The sequence below is a fragment of the Streptomyces sp. NPDC021356 genome (genome assembly GCF_040641015.1).
In the GTDB taxonomy this organism is placed as follows: Bacteria; Actinomycetota; Actinomycetes; order Streptomycetales; family Streptomycetaceae; genus Streptomyces.
The window spans coordinates 39776-56450 of sequence record NZ_JBFACU010000042.1; the positions used below are offsets into that span (position 1 = coordinate 39776).

15 protein-coding genes and 2 pseudogenes are annotated in these 16675 nt (G+C 69.8%); 2 read left to right on the plus strand and 15 right to left on the minus strand.

The genetic code is table 11. The features are described from left to right. Positions 1-320: 320 nt before the first annotated feature. Positions 321-1161: pseudogene (locus tag AB0G56_RS36250) on the minus strand (IS5 family transposase). Positions 1162-1490: 329 nt separating this feature from the next. On the opposite strand from AB0G56_RS36250, the gene AB0G56_RS36255 reads away from it, so the two are divergent. Continuing rightward, positions 1491-1898, plus strand: coding sequence for a hypothetical protein (locus AB0G56_RS36255; RefSeq protein ID WP_360978611.1), 408 nt, complete (start codon positions 1491-1493; stop codon positions 1896-1898). An 8-nt stretch (positions 1899-1906) separates the two neighbouring features. Here the strand turns inward: AB0G56_RS36255 and AB0G56_RS36260 are convergent, their stop codons facing one another. The 14 genes and pseudogenes from AB0G56_RS36260 to AB0G56_RS36325 form a co-directional block, all read right to left on the minus strand. Next, positions 1907-2305 carry a hypothetical protein gene (locus AB0G56_RS36260; RefSeq protein WP_360978614.1) on the minus strand — a complete coding sequence of 133 codons (399 nt, stop codon included), beginning with the start codon at positions 2303-2305 and terminating at the stop codon, positions 1907-1909. Then, positions 2302-3150: an IS5 family transposase gene (locus AB0G56_RS36265; protein ID WP_360978616.1), complete on the minus strand. Its 849-nt coding sequence runs from the start codon at positions 3148-3150 to the stop codon at positions 2302-2304. The genes AB0G56_RS36260 and AB0G56_RS36265 overlap by 4 nt, the downstream gene beginning before the upstream one ends. 17 nt (positions 3151-3167) lie before the next feature. Further along, a complete protein-coding gene (locus tag AB0G56_RS36270) occupies positions 3168-3689 on the minus strand; it encodes a hypothetical protein (RefSeq protein ID WP_360978618.1) in 522 nt (173 codons plus the stop codon). Continuing rightward, entirely contained in the window at positions 3689-4135 is a 447-nt protein-coding gene (locus tag AB0G56_RS36275; RefSeq protein ID WP_360978621.1) for an NUDIX domain-containing protein, read from the minus strand. Before AB0G56_RS36275 ends, AB0G56_RS36270 begins: the two co-directional genes overlap by 1 nt. A 44-nt stretch (positions 4136-4179) precedes the next feature. Next, positions 4180-4956 carry a PIG-L family deacetylase gene (locus AB0G56_RS36280; RefSeq protein WP_360978624.1) on the minus strand — a complete coding sequence of 259 codons (777 nt, stop codon included), beginning with the start codon at positions 4954-4956 and terminating at the stop codon, positions 4180-4182. A gap of 41 nt (positions 4957-4997) precedes the next feature. Next, positions 4998-5882: a glycosyltransferase family 2 protein gene (locus AB0G56_RS36285; RefSeq protein ID WP_360978627.1), complete on the minus strand. Its 885-nt coding sequence runs from the start codon at positions 5880-5882 to the stop codon at positions 4998-5000. 26 nt (positions 5883-5908) lie between these two features. Beyond that, positions 5909-6775 (minus strand): hypothetical protein, encoded by an 867-nt coding sequence (locus AB0G56_RS36290; protein WP_360978630.1) that lies wholly within the window; start codon positions 6773-6775, stop codon positions 5909-5911. Then, complete coding sequence (fxlM, locus tag AB0G56_RS36295) at positions 6772-9138, minus strand: methyltransferase, FxLD system (protein ID WP_360978633.1); 2367 nt, start codon at positions 9136-9138, stop codon at positions 6772-6774. The genes AB0G56_RS36290 and fxlM overlap by 4 nt, the downstream gene beginning before the upstream one ends. A 30-nt stretch (positions 9139-9168) precedes the next feature. Further along, positions 9169-10548: a phosphotransferase gene (locus tag AB0G56_RS36300; RefSeq protein ID WP_360978635.1), complete on the minus strand. Its 1380-nt coding sequence runs from the start codon at positions 10546-10548 to the stop codon at positions 9169-9171. Then, positions 10545-12323, minus strand: a complete 1779-nt coding sequence (locus AB0G56_RS36305) for a hypothetical protein (RefSeq protein WP_360978638.1) — start codon at positions 12321-12323, stop codon at positions 10545-10547. The genes AB0G56_RS36300 and AB0G56_RS36305 overlap by 4 nt, the downstream gene beginning before the upstream one ends. Positions 12324-12602: 279 nt before the next feature. Continuing rightward, positions 12603-12887, minus strand: a complete 285-nt coding sequence (locus AB0G56_RS36310; protein ID WP_360978650.1) for an NUDIX domain-containing protein — start codon at positions 12885-12887, stop codon at positions 12603-12605. After that, positions 12782-14071 carry an NUDIX domain-containing protein gene (locus tag AB0G56_RS36315; RefSeq protein ID WP_360978641.1) on the minus strand — a complete coding sequence of 430 codons (1290 nt, stop codon included), beginning with the start codon at positions 14069-14071 and terminating at the stop codon, positions 12782-12784. The genes AB0G56_RS36310 and AB0G56_RS36315 overlap by 106 nt, the downstream gene beginning before the upstream one ends. Positions 14072-14520: 449 nt before the next feature. Continuing rightward, positions 14521-14958 (minus strand): hypothetical protein, encoded by a 438-nt coding sequence (locus AB0G56_RS36320; protein WP_360978644.1) that lies wholly within the window; start codon positions 14956-14958, stop codon positions 14521-14523. 613 nt (positions 14959-15571) lie between these two features. Beyond that, positions 15572-15673 (minus strand): annotated as a pseudogene (locus tag AB0G56_RS36325) (IS5/IS1182 family transposase); the annotation flags it as partial. A gap of 313 nt (positions 15674-15986) precedes the next feature. Here AB0G56_RS36325 and AB0G56_RS36330 point away from each other — a divergent pair. Next, on the plus strand, positions 15987-16583 hold the full coding sequence (locus AB0G56_RS36330) for a hypothetical protein (RefSeq protein WP_360978647.1): 597 nt from the start codon (positions 15987-15989) through the stop codon (positions 16581-16583). The last annotated feature ends 92 nt before the right edge of the window (positions 16584-16675 follow it).

A 16675-nucleotide genomic window follows, 5' to 3' on the forward strand; every position in this document is an offset into this window, starting at 1 on the left:
TCAACTCGCGCTGAGCGGGTTCGGCCAGCCATTTGAAGCATCCATGACGTGTGAAGCCTCACGAATCCTCGAGCGGAAGGCCTTCCCTGGCGGTGAATTGCAGAAAATTCGGATGTTTTTCCCGTGCTGTGCGATCCTCGAACGAGTAGAAACTCACCTGATCGTGACACTGCTCGTCACTCACCCGGAAGCCCCACCAGTCACCGGTCCCCACGGGAGCCACTGCGACGAGGGGAAACGCAAAGCTCTCTTCTCTCGCATTGACTGAGATCAGGTCGCTTTCAGAGGGTATTTGATCTAGGCGAATTGACCTTTCTTTCCTAGTAGGTTCCTCGCCAGGTTGGTGTTGTCTCGTCCGTTATGCGCTTGGCGAGGTTGTCGATCGAGGCGACGTGGATCATTGCCTCGGAGCTGGCGGGAAGGGTCTCGTAATCGCGAGAAAGGCGCCGGTGCAACATGAGCCAGCCCAGACTTCGCTCGACTACCCAGCGCCTTTTGACAACGTGAAAGCCACGAACTCCGGGTTTCCTGTTGACCACTTCGACGTCGATTCCGAGACGTGCGCCGTGCTCGATGACGGCGTTCTTGAAGCCGGTGTCGACCCAGCTCTTGGTAATGGTGGGGTAGGTCTTTTTGGCCTGGTCGAGGAGTCGGATTCCGACGGCGTTCTCGGACAGGCTGGCGGCGGTGACGGTCACGGCGAGGATGAGGCCGATTGTGTCGGTGAGGATGCCTCGCTTCCGCCCGAAGATCTTCTTGGCGGCGTCTGTTCCTTGGCTGGTCAGGGGCACGTTGGTGGAGGTCTTCACGCTCTGGGTGTCGATCACCGACGCGGACGGCTCGGGCTTGCGTCCCTCTTTCACGCGGGCTAGCCCGGTGAGGTCGTAGTTGAGCTGGGCGAGGATTCCCTCGTCGCGCCAGGCGGCGTAGTAGGCGTAGACGGTGCCGTGGTTGGGGAAGTCGTGTGGGAGGTATTTCCAGGGGATTCCGGTGCGGTTGATGTAGAGGAGTGCGTTGAATACGTCGCGCAGGTCGACCTTCGCCGGCTCTCCGGTGGGTCTGCGGTCGAGCCGCGCCTTTCTCCAGGCCGTCAATGTCGGCTCGATCAGGGCCCATCGGGCGTCGGACAGGTCGCTGGGGGTACGGCTTCCGCTGGATCACGCCCCAGAGGGATCATGGGCACGATGGAAGATCCGGTTCCGCTGATCACTGGGCGGTTCAGTGCGATCTCTACGTCAGACGTACTTCGAGGATCAAAGCCGACGAAACGGGTGGGCAAGTCCGGAAGCCTGGACGTGATGAAGCACATTGATCCGATGAAAAGCCTCAAAATGGCACAGCGACAGAATTCACATACCGACATGAGGCATACCTGAACGCCCACTCAGAGGCCGGTTTGAGAGCGTTTGACCGTGACTTGCCTTGAAGGGCGCTCATCAGCGTTTACTTCGAAGGAGCTGTCCGGTGGGGCGACAGGCGATACTCGTCCTGTGGACTGGTTGGAGCGAGCTCGGGCGGCGGAACAGCTTCAAGAATGGGACGTGGCGATCGCGCTGGTAAGCGCTCACGCCGAGTGCTTCTCCGACGATCCAGACATGCACGACAAGCATCTGTGGCACATGGATCTGCTGGCCCGGGCGGAACGGATTCCAGAGCTTACGGAGCGCGCCCTCACGGATAGCCACGCACGTCGAAGACTTGACAGATCGCTTCGAGAGCGGGGCATGGAGGCGGCGCTGCGTGACCGCGCCGAAGACGGTGACCGTGACGCCTTGTACGTCCTTGCTCGACTGATGTGCGAGACGGGTCGGGTGCAAGAATCCCAGAAGGTAGTCCAAGACATCGGCCCGGACGACCAGTACGCACACCAGATTGTGGCCAGAGATTGCTGGCCGTAGGTGTCCGGCTATGGCCTTCTCGTGAAGTTGCCGGTATCGGCCTCGGCAAGGATCCCGAGTTTGACCAGGCGTTTCAGCTTGGCGCGGGTGCCTTCGACGTTCTTCGGCAGCAGTTCGTGGCCGAGGGCTTCGCAGACGTCCTTGGCCCGTAGCGGGCCGGTCGCGTGGTTGAAGGCGGTAAGGATGCGGGCGTAGTCCGGGTGCTCGGGCAGATCCGGCGCGGCGGCCGGTAGTCGGTCGGCGAGGGCGGTGACGGTCTTGCGGGTGATCGCGAGGTGCTCCAGGTGCGTCTCGGCCTCCTGCGGCCGGGTGCGCAGGCCGTCGATCTGTGCGCGGAGGTCGTCGGCCAGGGCCCGGGCTGCGTCTTCCTGGAGGTCCAGGGCGTCGAGCAGGGGCTGGATGTTCACGCTGCCGCCGCCTGCGCCGCGCGCCAGGTGGGGGCGTTCGCACCGGTGAGGCGGCGGGTCATGACGTGGGTCATCGCCCAGTAGACGCGGGAGGCGGAGGAGGAGGGGCGGTGCTCGTAGTCGCGGACCAGGCGCCGGTGCAGTATCAGGATCCCGTAGGTCTGCTCGACCCTCCACCGCTTCGGCTGCGGCACGAACCCCTTGATCTGCGGGTTGCGTGCGACGATCTCGACATCGATGCCCAGGCCGGCGCCGTGCACGACGACCTGGTTCTTGAAGCCCTGGTCGACCAGGGCTTCGCGGACAGTTGCGCCGGCATGCTCGGCGACCTGGTCCAGCAGGACGATGCCCGCGGCGTTGTCGTGGGTGTTCGCGGCGAGGACGACGACCACGATGACCAGGCCGAGGACGTCCACGGCCCGGCCGCGTTTGCGGCCGGGCACCCGCTTGGCCGGATCATGGCCGGTCGTGGAGGCGGGGACCCCGGCGGCCGCATGGACACTCTGGGTGTCCAGGACCACCAGGGTCGGGTCCTCTAATCGGCGGGCGCGTTCACGGACCTGGCAGCGCAGGAGTTCATGGATGACCTGGTCGGTTCCGTCGTCCCGCCAGGCCGCGAAGTAGTAGTAAGTCGCGCTCTTCTGCGGCAGGTCGTGCGGGAGATAGGCCCACTGGCAACCCGTCCGCCCCTGGTAGAGGATCGAGTTCACGATCTCCCGCATGTCGTAGGCGCCCTGATGACCGCTGACCGAGCGGTGCCGGTCCTTCCACGCGATGATCACCGGCTCGATCAACGACCACTGCTCGTCCGATAAGTCACTCGGATACGGCTTGCGTTCACTCACCCGATCACATCACCAGATCACCAACCGCGGACCGGCAGATTCCGCCCCGCCGCCACACCATCAGGCGACAGCAGATCCATCCAAAGACTCACGAACCGCCCACTGAGGGGCGCGGCGTAGCGGAGGCGGGCGTACGGCTCGTTGGGGTCGCAGAGGTGGCCGAGGAACAGCGGTTCGCTGAAGTCGGCCGCAGCTTCCTCGCGTGCCTCCCTGCGCAGTGTGACAAGCGGGTCGCTGCGGTCCGGGGGCTTGGGGGTGCCGCCCGGCAGGAGGGCCGCGCCGGTGTCCGGTTCCAGCAGCACCAAGGCGCGGCCGTCGGGCGCGAGGAGCCAGCCCCAGACCTGGACCACCGAGAGCTGCTCTGGGGCGGGGCCGACGTGGAAGGGCAGGTGGTGCCTGGCGCGGGCGGTGCGAAGGGCGCCGACCCGTTCCAGGACAGTGGGGGCGATCGGAAGGCCGTTCTCCAGCAGGGCGGGCCCGGCGGCGTTGATGCGGGCGCGCAGGGCGGACAGGGCCCGGCGGGCGTCGCCGGGGGCCATCAAGTCCGGTAGCCGGGCAGGTTCGACGAACTCGACGGACTGATCTCGCGGTCGGGCAGCCGGATGGCGGCGATCTGCTCGTTGTCCCACGTACCGCCGTCGTAGACGTGCAGAATCTCGCGGGGGAAATGCATGCTGGCGGGCGCGTTGAGGCCGTCGGCGCTGACCCAGTCCACGGTGAGCCCGCGGTCGACGGTCATGGTGACGCCGAGTTCCTCGCGCAGTTCCCGCGCGGCGCCCTGCGCCGGGGGCTCGTTCTCATCGACGGCGCCGCCGGGCAGGAGATAGGTCGTGCGGTAGTCGACGTGCTGGACCAGTATGCGGCCGCGTTCGTCTGTGATCAGCACGGACGTTCCGACCCACAGGGCGGCCGAGGCGCGTAAGGCTCCGTACTCCTCGTCGGTCATCGTGCTGGACGGCGTGTCAGGGGCGGGCGTGACGGTCATCTCGTCTCCGATCGTGCGGGAGGGGCTATGTGGGCGGCGGTCGGTCAGGCGACGAGCCGGTGAGGGTCACCCGGCGCGGGGCCGGGGGTGAGCCGGGTGAAGTTCTCGGTGCTGATGATCTCGTCGCGTTCCGGCTCGGGCAGGCGGGCGAGCAGGCCGGGCAGGGGCCGCTCGCGGGCGGCTTCGCTGCGGTGCGCGAGGATCGCCTCCATCTTCACCGCGGCCCAGGGTGAGACATCGACGGTCGTGGTCACATACGCCTCCGGCACCGTGAGGAGCGTCTTCTCGACGCTCTGAAGGAGTGGGCCCAGCAGGCCCACACCGGATTGCGAGTGCGTGGCCGCGTGCAGGGCTGCCGGCTGCCAGGGCTCCCCGGCGTCGGGATACAGGTGCGGCAGGCCGGCGGCCTCGACGGCGAGGAGGGTGATCTGGTGGGCACGCCGGTGATCCGGATGCCCCGTGAGCTGGCCCAGGGCATCGTGGCCGATCACGATGTCGGGCCGGACCTCACGGATGTGTGCGACCAGGCGGCCGACGGCTTCGTCGAGGGGCGCGTCGACGAGGCGCACGGCGCCGTCGGGGGCCGAGGCCGGGTTGCGGGCATCGGCGTAGCCGAGCAGCCGCGGGGCCCCGGCGCCCAAGACGTCCAGGGCGTCGGCGAGTTCGGTGGCCCGGTGGCTCGTCGGCGCCCAGGTGGCGGTGACGACGGAGGTGCGGGCGCCGGCGGCGTGGTGCTGTGCGAGCACACCGCCGACCAGTAGACTCTCATCATCGGGATGGGCGAACACCCCCAGCAGCGAGGGCAAAGGCGGCTGGTTCATGGCGAAGAGGACTCCTCGAAGTGACGGACGGGGCAAAGGGGTCAGATGATGGGCGGCCGCCCGGCGGCGGTGAGCCGGTAGACGGTGCGCCAGCTCATCGGACGCCGCCGCTGCGTACGGCGGCTCGTCCACCCTTCGCGCATGCCGCGCAGCGTCTGGCCCAGTCCGCCGCCGCGCACGGCCCGGGCCAGGGTGATCATGGTCCAAGCGCTCAGGTAGAGGGGGATGAGCGGGGCGGGGAGGTTGCGGTGGGCGATCCAGATCCTGTTGCGGGCGGCGAGCCGGTGGTACAGCGCATGGCGGGCGGGTTCGGTAAGTGGGTGGTGCATGCGGATCGACGCCGCGTACCAGCCGCACCAGCCCGCCTCATACAGCCGCCAGGCCAGGTCGAACCCCTCGTGATACAGGAAAAGTCGATCTTCCCACCCGCCTACCGCATCGAAGGCGTCGCGCCGGATCAGGACGACGCCTTCGGTCATCGAGGCGACTTTCCCGGGCCGTCCCGGGTTCGAGGCGCGCAGCCGGGGGACCCAGCGGCGTGGCGTGGTCGAATCGTCCGGGCCGGTCAGCCGGGGCTGCACCCAGGCGGCTTCTGGATGCCGCTCGGCCTCGGCGAGGAGCCGGGCAAGGACGTCGGGGCGGGGGAAGCTGGCGTCGTTGTCGAGGAAGTACAGCCACTCGGCCGGATCGCCCGCCTTGTTCAGCGCGTCGGCGCCGGCATTGCGACCGCCGGGGATGCCGATGTTCTCGGGCAGGCACACGGTGAGCGCACCGGCCGGTATGACCTCGGGCTTGCAGCCGTTGCCGACGACCACCACCCGCGCCTCGACGCCGCTCTGGGCAAAGAGCGTCGCCTGCGCAGCTGCTTCCTCGGCATGACGATCGTTCATCGTCAGGACGACGACGTCGACACGTGGGCGGGACATGGGTTCCTCCGGGCCGTCGGGGCCGGTCAGGGCGTGGGGACGGGGATGTTGGTGAGGCGCTCGGCTTGTCGGGCGATGAGTGGGGCGAGGTGAGGGTGGACGCCCCGGGAGCACGCCTGGAGGAGTTGTCCGAGGGCGGTGAGCTCTCCGGTCCGGCCGGCGTCCGTGTCCAGGACGTGGCTGAACTCGCGCCGGATCCGGGCGGCGGTCGCCGGCGCGGCCAGCGAGTACGCGTGAAGCAGCCCCAGGTCGTAGCCCACGGGCAGCTGGCCCCAGTTCTCCCAGTCCAACAGGACCAGGGGCGCATGTGTCAGGTTCGCCCAGTGCAGATCGGCGTGCCCGGTCGTCGTTTCACGGATCCTGATGGAGTCGATGCCGAGGAAGCGGCGGAAGTTCCGGTCGACCCAGTTCTGCCGTACCGATTCTCGGTCGGTGGGCACCGTCGCGAGCGTCCCGAGCGCGGACTTCAGCTCCGCCCACCACGAGTCGGGCAGAGCGATGTCCTGGTCGAGCGCGGGAGTGCCGCTGGTATCCGGCTGGACGGACGCATACCCGGTGAGCTCCGCCCGGTAGGCGAGGTCCGGTGAGGTCCAGTCGAGCACGCCGCGAAGCCGCGGCCGCGGGACCGACCGCGGCACACGCGTGTCAGCGGTCGCCGTCCCCTCCCACAACCGTCCACCCGCCTTGCTGACCTCGGCGGAGGCGATGCGCAGCCAGCAGTCCCCGGCCCGCCGCCCCAATGTGCGGCCCTGCCACCCCCACACCTCCGGCCCCGACGCGGACACCCGGAACTGCTGCGCGGCGGCCGCGTGCGCGCGACACATCCGGTCAAGCTCGTCGCGCTCCGCCGGGGCGACAAACACCGCCTGTTGCTCGGCCCGTTCCACCGTCACACCCCCTCCGCCACGACGTCGGCCTCATGACGCTCAACGGGGCCGGGCAGCACCACGTCACGCCCCGGCCACCGGAACACCAAGCGGCAGTGCAGCTTGTCGAGGACGTCGCCGGCGGGCAGCGCATCGTCGGGCGTACCAGCCGGAAAGACCGTCAAGAGGGGGTCGGCGTGCTGGTCGTTGTCGTCGGCGCGGATGTGACGGTCCCAGGCCCGGACCGTGGCCACCAGCCGCTCGGCGAGCTCGGGTCCCTGCTCGCCGAAGGCGCGCGCGACCCACTCCCACTGCTTGCCCTGCGGGGTGTCGCCGTCCTTGGTCTGGACGTGGATCAGGTAGGCCAACGACGCGTCGCCGATGATCGTGGGGGCGTCGCGGTTCGTCGCGATGCCGGTCACTTCCTCAGCGGGCTCCAGGTGGGCGGCCAGTCGGCAGAAGGCCGACAGGGTGGTGGCGGCGTACAACTGCAGGGAGCCGTAGTAGGAGTTTGCCCCCATGGTCACGCCGGTCGCGACCTCGTGCCGCCGCCCGCGCAGCGCCTCCTCCAGGCCCTCCGTTTCGGCGGAGGGACCGTCGTCGAAGCGCAGCGCCAGCGCTCCGTCGAGCAGGGGAACGACCGGGGCGGGGCGGGCCTGCTGACCCTGGTCGCGGACGAAGCCGCAGTAGGTGAAGCGGCGGGCGTGCAGCACCTCGCCGCGCCGCTCGAACGCGATCGCCCTGGTGTAGCCGCCCATCTCCAGCGGCAGGACCAGGCACCCGCCTTCGGCCAGCTGCTCACGCCAAGCCGGAGCGACGTCCCAGCAGTTGTAGGTGATCACGCTGGCGTCGAAGCCGCCGCGGGGTACGAGGTGGGCGGGCGCGCCGAACGCCGCGTCGGCCTCGACGGCGGTGACGCGTCCGCTGCCGGCCTCCGTGAGGAAGGCGCGGGTCCGGCGTACGACCCACGGGTCGATGTCGACGCTCACCACTTCGGGCCCGGCGACGTGGGCGATCAGCTCGGCGTTGTAACCACCGGACCCCGCCTCGAACACGATCGCACCCGGCCCAACACGCAGGCTCTCGAGCATGTCGGCCTGGAGCCAGGCCGCGGACACCGAGCTGACGGCCGTCCCTGTCTCGTCGCGCCGGGTGATGACGGCCCGGTCGCCGCCGTCGTACGCGGCCGCCAGGCTCGCCTCCGGGGCGAAACGATGGCGGGGCACCGTCCGCAGCGCGTCGCGGACGGGCTCGGACGGGGCCCAGCCGCCGTCGATCACCGTCTGTGCCATCGCCTGGCGCAGCCGGACGGCCTCACCCGGCTCGCCCGGCACGGGGGGCCGATCGGCGGCGAGCGGGTAGGAGACCACACGCGGCAGGTCTGGGATGACACCGGGCCACACGCTGTCGATCGCGAGTGCGGCCGGAACGAAGACGCCCCCGACACAGGCGAGAGCGTGCAGGTCGAAGAACTCCCAGCGGTCGAACTTGTCCGCCTCCGCGTTGGTCAGCGTTCCCGTCCACGCGGTGATCCGGACGACGGCCGTGAGCCGCGGGATGCCGTGGCTGTCGTCGACCAGCATCGTCAGCACGTACGCATCCGCCGGGTCGGCGACCAGACCCGTTTCCTCGGCGAGCTCGCGCACGGCCGCGGCGGCGAAGCCCTCCGGGCCGGAGGTCTTGCCACCGGGCAGTTCCAGCATGCCGCTGCGGGAGCGGCCGAGCAGGACCCGGCTGGCGTCGTCGGTGACGATCGCGAGGGCGCCGGTCAGGGCATGGGCGGTGGTCGGCCGCTTCTCGACGGCCCTCGTGTCGGCGTGGCAGGGGCCGCGCAGCACCAGGATGGCCAAGCCGTCCGCGTCCAGCCGTTCCACCGTCTTCCACCCGGCGGCGAGCACGGTGATCTCGTCCTCGTCCAAGGCGATGCCGCGCCGCTCCTCGGGCGTGGTCTCCGCCACCGGGGTGATGACGACGAGAGCGCCGCAGTCCCGGAGCCGCTCACCCAGCCCGTGAAGGACGCGCCCTCTGTCCTGCACGAACGGGTACATCAAGCGCATGACGACCAAGTCGTATCCGTCCTCATGCAGCGGGGCGGGGTCGTCGCGCTCGATGTCCAGGTGCAGCCAGCGCACGCCCTCGACGTCGGCGTGCTCCTCGCGGGCCCGGGCGAGCGCGCTGTCGGCGAAGTCGCACGCGTCCACGGTGTAGCCGAGCGAGGCGAGGTAAGCGGCCAGCTCCCCGGTGCCACATCCGACATCGAGTGCCCGGCCGCCGCCGTCCGGGGCGGGGGTGTGCTCGGCGAGGAGCTCCCGCTCCCGCTCACCGACCTGCCGGAAGTTCTTGCCGTCGCTGAAGTGCTGCTCCCACTGGTCGCGGGCGGTGTACGTCAACGTGCTGCTCCTCGTACGTAGGTGCGGTGGTCAGGGGTGCTGGGCGGCGCGGAGCCGGGCCAGCGTGCGCCGGCCGCGCTCGACGAGCTCGGGGTCGCCGTGCGCGGCGCCGTAGGAGATACCGGAGACGGAATCCAGGACACACAGGGCCGCGAGCTGGGCCTCTTCCTCCGGTGTGAAATGGCGGCCGTAGCCGTCCATCACGGCCTGCCGAAGGTCAGGGCGGCCGTGCCACGCATCGGACAGCCGCACGAAGTCCCTGATCGCCGGGCCTTCCTCCGACCGCTCGAAATCGATCACGTACAGGACATCGGCATCTTCGTCCCATCGCAAATTGCGCAGCTGAAGATCTCCATGTGTGGGGACCGCCTCCAAGGCGGGCAGTCCAGCGGCCTTCTCGGCAGTGGCGCGGGTGAACTCTTCGTCCCCAGGCGCGAGGTGGGCGCGGGCGCCGTCCAGGTGCCGCTCCAGCTTCCCCAGGGGCAGGGTGCCGGCGGCCGCGCGCGGTGGGGCGCTGGTGTGGATGGCGGCTGCGAGCTTCCCGATGCGGTGGAAGATGCGGCGCTGCTGCTCGGGCGCGTACGTGGCGCCGTGCAGAGACCGGCCTCCCACTGCGGTGAGTACCACGGCCCGTAGCTGCGGGTCGGCGGCTACCAGCCGGGGCGCGGCCGGGCCGAGACCGGGCACCCAGCCGCGGAGCGCCGACACTTCGCGCTGATGGAAGCGGTCGTTCTGGTGGACCTTGACGTACCAGGTGCCGCCCTCAGCGCCGCTCGCCCGCCAGACGCGGCTCTCCTCTCGCACCCAGGACTCGTCCGTCCAGCCAGTGATCCGGCCCACCGCCCGCTCGGCGAAGGCGCGCACCTCCTGGGGGACCGTGCCGGGGCCGCCGGGTTCGGGGACCAGGACCAGCCGGTCGGCGGCCGAGGTGTAGGCGATCGGGTCGCCGGGCTCCTGGAAGTGCACGGCCATCCGCGCACCGGCCCGGTAGGCGTCCAGCCCTGCCCGGCAGTACGCGACCATCGGCTCCGGAAGCTTGTCGAACGCGAACCACTCCATGGCGTCGCAGACCTGATGTTCCCTGACCTGCGGGATGCCCTGCCAGCGCCTTACCTCGAAGAACACGCCGATGCGCGCGCCGTCGGCCGGGGAGCGGTGGTGCACGGTGACGGCCGCGCGGACGTCGGCCGGATCGACGACGATGTCGGCCTCCTCCCGGGCCTCACGCACCAGGGCAGCGACCATGTCCTCCCACGGGCCGTCCAAATGCCCGGACACGAGATGCCAGCAGCCAGCCGCGTACACGTCACCGGCCCGCCGGGACAGCAACACCTCAAGCCCCGCCGCGCCCTCGCGCACGGCAATCAGGTGGACGTCGAGCGGCTCGGTGTGCCGCTGGGTGCCGCTCACGCAGCGCCGCCGGGGCGGCACGCGAGCAGCACGGTGAACACCGCGTCCTGCTTCAGGACGCCGCCGTCGGCATGGTCCTGGAGCAGGCGCAGAGCGGCGGCCTCGAACTCGCCGAGGCGGCCCGCGAACTGGGCAGGGCGGGCGAAGCTGGTGGTGCGCAGGTAGCCGATGACGTTCCCGGGCGCCCAGAGGCGGGAGAGGGGGAAGCTGTGCTCGGTCACCTCGCTGAACGCGGAGTCGGCCAGGTCGTCCTCGTACCGGCGGCCCGGCCCGGCATACACGCCGCCCGTGCCCGCGCGGCGCTCCTCGCCCAGGTAGGACTGGATCAGCTGCTTGAGCGCGGCCGTCCAGTCCGCCCGGTAGGTCCACAGGCTGCCGTCACCGGTGATCCCTACGGTGGCCCCGCAAGCGGTGACGCGGTCGGCCATCTGCACGGCAGGGCTGACGGCTTGGGGGTGAAGAGGGTTTGGTGGCTGGGGCATCCGTAACTCCTTATTGCTGTGCGGCTGCTGTGCCAATGGGAGGGTCAGGGCCTGAGCAGGTTGGCCGCCCCCGCCCGGTCTATGGAGTCCGGGGCATGCAGTTCGACGGCGATCCGAGGAGGCGCGGTCATGGCACCTGCCGGGGCACGGCGGCGAGAGGAGGAAGCGTCCAGGCCAGGGCCTTCGGGCCCGCGCCGGAGGTGACGTGCTGGGCCTTGACGCTGTCACGTAGGTCGACCCGGTACTGCTCGGGCCGTCCGGCCTGCTCCCAGCGCGCGTGGAGGTTCTCAAGTTCAGCCCAGACGTCACGCGGCCCATGGACTCGGACGGTGCCGTCGCCAGGGCCAGCCACGGCCAGGAGTCGTCCTCGGGCGCGACGATGGTCATCGTCTCGGCCTGGAAATCCCGGACCAGACCGGGGGCGAGGTAGGCGGCGGCGAGCCAGAATCCGTACGCCTCGTCCGGCGGCGGCGTGAGCCGCGTGGACCGTGCCGTACCCGGGTCGTATTTGATGGGGGCGCGGTGGTCCACAGCGTTGAGCCACCGATAGCCGAGCAAGGGCCGGTACCCGCGCGGCCGGCCCCGCAGGAGCGCCTCGACCGTGCTGTCCGCGGTGCGGGTGACGAGGAGTTGTCCCGGCCAGCTCGGCGTACGGGTCGCGAGCGTCGTGAGCAGCTGGCCGCCCGGCGCGAGCTGTTCCACCCACGGCGCCGGGACACACGGCACGCCGATGCCGGAGTGGATCCGGTCGTACGGCGCCCTCGCCTCGTGCCCTTCGAGCGCGTCACCCTCGATTACCTCCGCACCGACACCGAGACGGTCCAGGTTCCGCTGGGCGAAGGCCGCCATGTGCCCGTCCCGCTCCACGCCGGTGGCGAGTCCGGGGCCGGTGATGGCGGCGGCGAGTGCGAGGGAGACGCCGGGGCCCGGCCCGAGCTCCAGATACCGCTGCCCGGAGCCGAGTTCCATGGCTTGGAGGACTTCGATGGTGGCGGGGGTGTAGGTGGACATGGACGTCATGTGTCCGCCTGTGACCGGCCCGCGCGGGAGTGCGTCGAGGGGTTCGCCGTCGCGCTGGAGCAGGATCGACTCGTCGCTGTGGATCAGGTCGAGCCATTCCTGGCGGTCGTCGGGGTGGGAGCCATCAAGGAGGCGCCAGTCGATCGGGGCCGCGCCCGGGCCGCTGACCCGGACGTACGCGTGCGGGAGCAGAACCTCGCGCGGCAGGCGAAGCAGCGCGTCGCGCAGCAGCGAGTCGGTCAGGACACCTTCGGCCGTGAGCCGGTCGACCATGCCGGCTCGCCGGCGGCTTGTCGCTTCGTGGAGGTCAAGAGGCATGAACGGGGGCCTTCGCGGGAGTGGAAGTAGCAGAGGGCATGTTGGTCAGGCGGCGGACCGGAGAGGGCCACGACAGTCCAGCCGGCACGAGGCAGACACCGTCCCGGCGATCAGCGCGGCCTGTACGGAGGAGACGACGGCGCTGGCGCCCCGCCAGGAGCCCCCGCAGCACGTACCTGGACTCGGCCTGGGGCCGCCGCCCGGGGCCGCTACCGGCGGGTGTGCTCACCCTGCTCACCAGCCCAGCTGAGAGTAGGGGCGGCCTTCGGCGATCGCGGTGATGGCCGTGCGGGTGTAGGAGACGATCGGGTCCGGCAGCTCGTCCCGCGGCCACCACTGCCAGGTCAGGCACTTGTCGGACTCGCGCACCTCGGGGGTGCCCTCCCACCGGCGAGCTCGGAAAACGAGCTGCATCAGGGGCAGGCTGCCCGGGGTGTCGACGACGTGGACGACGTGCACGAGCTCCACGTCGGCGGGGTCGATGACCAGCCCTGCTTCCTCCCACGCCTCGCGGACCAGGCACGCGAGGGCGGACTCCTGCTCGCACCGCCCGGCGAGGTAGTGCCAGGTGTCCCCGCGTATTTCGAGTCGGGGTGACGCAGGCCGAGAAGCACCCGGCCTGCAGAGTCTTCGAGGTGGAGGTGGACTCCGACGCCGTTCAGCACCACCCGGCTGCCCCCGTCCCACACGGGCGGAGCCGCGGCCAACGTGTTGTCCGGGGGGTTCTCGGCCGCATGCCGGCAAATCAGGTCCCGGGTAGCGGGACTCAGGCGCAGCCGATCCAGTTCATCGGGCGCGAACCAGCGCAGCAGCACACCCTCGTGCAGCGCGAGACGGTCGGGATTGCCGCGCCACCGGCCGACGAAGACCTGGACCGGGACGCTGAGGCCGTCGATGCTGGTCGCGGCCTCCACGGCGTAGGGCTTCACGTCCTCGAGGCGTAGGTCGGGCACCTCCTCGGACAGCTCCCGCAGCAGGGTGCCCTCAAGGCTCTGGTCGTCGTGCGTGCGACCGCCGCCGAGAAGTGAGAACGCCCCCGACTCCCAGATGACGCCGGGCTTGTGGTCGCGCAGATGAAGCAGGTACCGGCCGGCCCCGTCGTGGATCAGCGCGGAAGCGTTCACCGGCTCCGGCAGGCCGTCAAGGTCCGCCGCGAGGAGCTTCGCGCGCAGTGTCGGCGAGGTGACCTCCGGCTGCGGGAGCCACTGGGCGCCGGAGACCTCCTCGTCCTGCAGCGCGACCTCGGGCGGCTCCTCGCCGGAGAGGTAGAAGACGTAGCGGACGTCGTAGTGGCGGTGGGCCGGTTCCCCTTTGGAGGGGCTGGCGTCGATGTCGTGGACGTCGATGTCGATCGGAGAGCCGAGCAGTTGCCGGGTCAGGCACAGGGCGCCTGGCGGGATACCGGCTTCTTCCGTCACCTCGCGCAGCGCCGCGGCGAGCAGTGTGCGGTCCCTGGGCTCGATGTGGCCGCCGGGGGCGAGCATGAGGCCGCCGGTGGCCCGGTGCCGGATGTGCAGGACCCGGCCCTGCCGGTCGATGATGACGGCGCTGCACGTGATGTGCCCGGGCAGCGTCGTTCGGGCGGTCGCGTCGCCGGGCCGGTCGAGCGCGGCGAGAAGCTCGGCCAGGGCGTCACGCTCGCCGGGGTGCCGGCCGAGGTACGCCTCGACGGTCCTGCGGATCGCGGTGGAGATGGGTGGCATGGGCGTCGTCTCGCCTTCGATGTCAGGGGCGGGCAGGCGGGGCAAAGAGGCTCTGGTGGTTCAGCTGGCCGTTCCGTGGCCGGACGGCTTGGCGCTTCGGGGACCTGGTACGCCGCCGGTCGACGGAGCGATTCCGTACTGGGGGCCTCGGCGGTGAAGGTGCCCTGGGAACAGGCCACGCTTATGGGAGATCAGGTCCTCGTGGGTCTTGTCGCCGCCTGGTTCGGCTGGCGTCAACGCGTTCCCCTCTCGTGGACGTGGCGGTGGCGTCGCCGTGTTCAACGACGCCACACGATTTCGAGCAACTGTTCCTTTCGGACGCGTGGTGCGCCCTGCAATTCAGCGGTTTTCCGAGGGCGCGCAATGCATTGACCCTTGCCGCGCAAGGGCCTGCGGCTCGGGGGAGGTTGGCCGAAACGCCGACGTTCGGTCGCTGCGGCGGTCGGCTGTCAGCCGGCCCCCGTCACTGAGGCTTCGCCCTGTTCGCCCGGGGTGGACGGCAGGCCCAGACGCAGCGTCATGACCGCGTGGTCGGTCAGCCCCCCATCGCGGGCTTCCAGGTGGTAGTCGCAGCTCAGGACGCGTTCGGCGTGGGGTGTGGAGACGAAGAGGTGGTCGAAGCGGAAGCCGTTGCCGCTGCGCCCGAACCATGAGTGGCCGACCTCGCCGGAGTGGAGGTGGCGGAAGGCGTCGGTGAGGCGGGCGGCCTGGAACGAGTCGCAGAAGTCGTACTCCCAGTTGCCGAACACCTTGTGCGGGGGCTGGTGGCCGCGCTCGATGACGTTGAGGTATCCGGCCACGATGACGGGCATGTCCGGGAAGGCGGCGAGCAGCCGTGGCAGGCTCTCGGTGACCGAATCCTGGAGGGAAGGCACGCTTGGTGACATTGCGCTGGTCCTTCGGGCCGCGGGAGGGCACGTACAGGCCCAGCACTCCGATGTCGTGGCCGCCGACGGTGACGCGGGCCGCCGGGGCGCGATGGGGTGTGACGGTGACCGGGCTGAGGACGGGCCGGACGGTACTGATGCGGCAGGCGATAACCGTGCGGTAGTCGGGCGTGGACGGCTGGGGGCGACCACGGTGGCGTACCCGCGCTCGGTGAGCGCGGCGACGAGGGCGTCGCCGCTCTGAGTGGAAGACACCTCTGTGAGGACGGCGATATCGGCGCCTTCCTGGCCGGCGATCCATTCGGCCTGGCGGCGCGAGCGTTCAGCAGAGGCGTACTGGGCGTTGAACAGCAGCAGCCGCACGGCGTCGGTGGCCGGCTGGTGGGCGGGCGCGTCGGTGGCGAGCAGGGACAGCTGCTCAGAGGACTGAGTCATCCTGAGCCGCACTGCCACCCTATTCGAACAGCGCGCCACAGCCGGCGACAGCAACCGAACCGGGGCCACCCGCCGCCAGCGAGACCTGCACCTCTTCGCGAACAAAGCGCCTGCCTGTCCGGCCCGTGGGTCAACGGCACACCTGAGCGCGGCGGCCGGTCACCGATGCGCCGGTGGTGCAGCCGAAAGGATGGCCCGGGTGCCACTCCGGCCACCCGGGCGGCAGGCCCGCGAATTGGCCCCAGAGCGGTTCACCCGGCCACGACGGCAGCGCGGGCACAGGTCTCCCCAGTGATCACAGAGCGTCGCAACTCCCTGATTAACCGGAGCTGTGCCCGTCCTGCTGCCGGTGTCCCCCAACCGCGCCTATCCGCGCGACCTCTATCTCTGTCTTCTCTCTCCGCCGGGGACGCAGCGGCAACCGCCGTCACACCTGACGCAGAGACGGGAACGACGAGAGAGAGACGGCTGCGCCGGAAGAGGCCACCGCTTCGGCTGCTGCCGGAGTCCCGGCGCCCCGCGACTTGAACGCGCGACGGTGGCCCGTGAGGCCCTGGGCGACGCAGCCTGACAACGTCGTCGACAATCACCCCATGGATGTCACCGAGTTGCTCGAATCGGCTTCCCTTCTGGTCCCGGAAGAGATCGCTACCAAAAACGACGTCACAGTGCGAGACGTCTGGGACTACCTCGCCCACGACGAATGGCAGATCGCTCTGAGCCTGCTGGAGGAGCTCGGGGACGGGCATCCACTGCCCCTGTCGTTCTGGGAACAGATGGCTAAGGCAGCTGAGCAACTCCGTCTCGAGCGGAGCGCAGCTTGGTGCCACTGGCGGTGTTCTGAGATTCGAAACGGGATGGTCCGGGCGGATCTGACACTTCGTCCAGGCGCAGAAGCCCGACGCAGGACACCGATCGCTGGCCACGGTGTTTTGCGGCCCATGTGGGACATCGGGAACCTCTCACCCGCTGGGGGTGCTTCGGTGAGTATTGCCGGGCTTTGGGTCGAGGACGGGCCCGTTCTGGAGCCCGGTGGCCGGGCCACTGTTCGTCTCGTGCCTCTCACGCCGTCTCACTGGAAGCACGTCGAAACCGGTCAAGAGATCAGCATGCATGAGGACCGGACCGTGTCCGGCACCGCAGTCGTGCTGGAGGTTCATCTTCCTGCCACCACCATGCCCACGAGCTGACGTCGACTGTCCTAGACCTCTCACTGGCGCAGATAATCACTGGCTTCGTTCATCTCCAGGAACAGCGATTGTCGATCGGTTCTGGAGTCAGA

Excerpts from the sequence above, each read along its gene's own strand:
- AB0G56_RS36270 (WP_360978618.1), bottom strand. The coding sequence starts at position 3,689 with ATGGCCCCCGGCGACGCCCGCCGGGCCCTGTCCGCCCTGCGCGCCCGC.
- AB0G56_RS36285 (WP_360978627.1), bottom strand. The coding sequence starts at position 5,882 with ATGTCCCGCCCACGTGTCGACGTCGTCGTCCTGACGATGAACGATCGT.
- AB0G56_RS36280 (WP_360978624.1), bottom strand. The coding sequence starts at position 4,956 with ATGAACCAGCCGCCTTTGCCCTCGCTGCTGGGGGTGTTCGCCCATCCC.
- AB0G56_RS36320 (WP_360978644.1), bottom strand. The coding sequence starts at position 14,958 with ATGTCACCAAGCGTGCCTTCCCTCCAGGATTCGGTCACCGAGAGCCTG.
- AB0G56_RS36315 (WP_360978641.1), bottom strand. The coding sequence starts at position 14,071 with ATGCCACCCATCTCCACCGCGATCCGCAGGACCGTCGAGGCGTACCTC.
- AB0G56_RS36330 (WP_360978647.1), top strand. The coding sequence starts at position 15,987 with ATGGATGTCACCGAGTTGCTCGAATCGGCTTCCCTTCTGGTCCCGGAA.
- AB0G56_RS36275 (WP_360978621.1), bottom strand. The coding sequence starts at position 4,135 with ATGACCGTCACGCCCGCCCCTGACACGCCGTCCAGCACGATGACCGAC.
- AB0G56_RS36305 (WP_360978638.1), bottom strand. The coding sequence starts at position 12,323 with ATGGTCGACCGGCTCACGGCCGAAGGTGTCCTGACCGACTCGCTGCTG.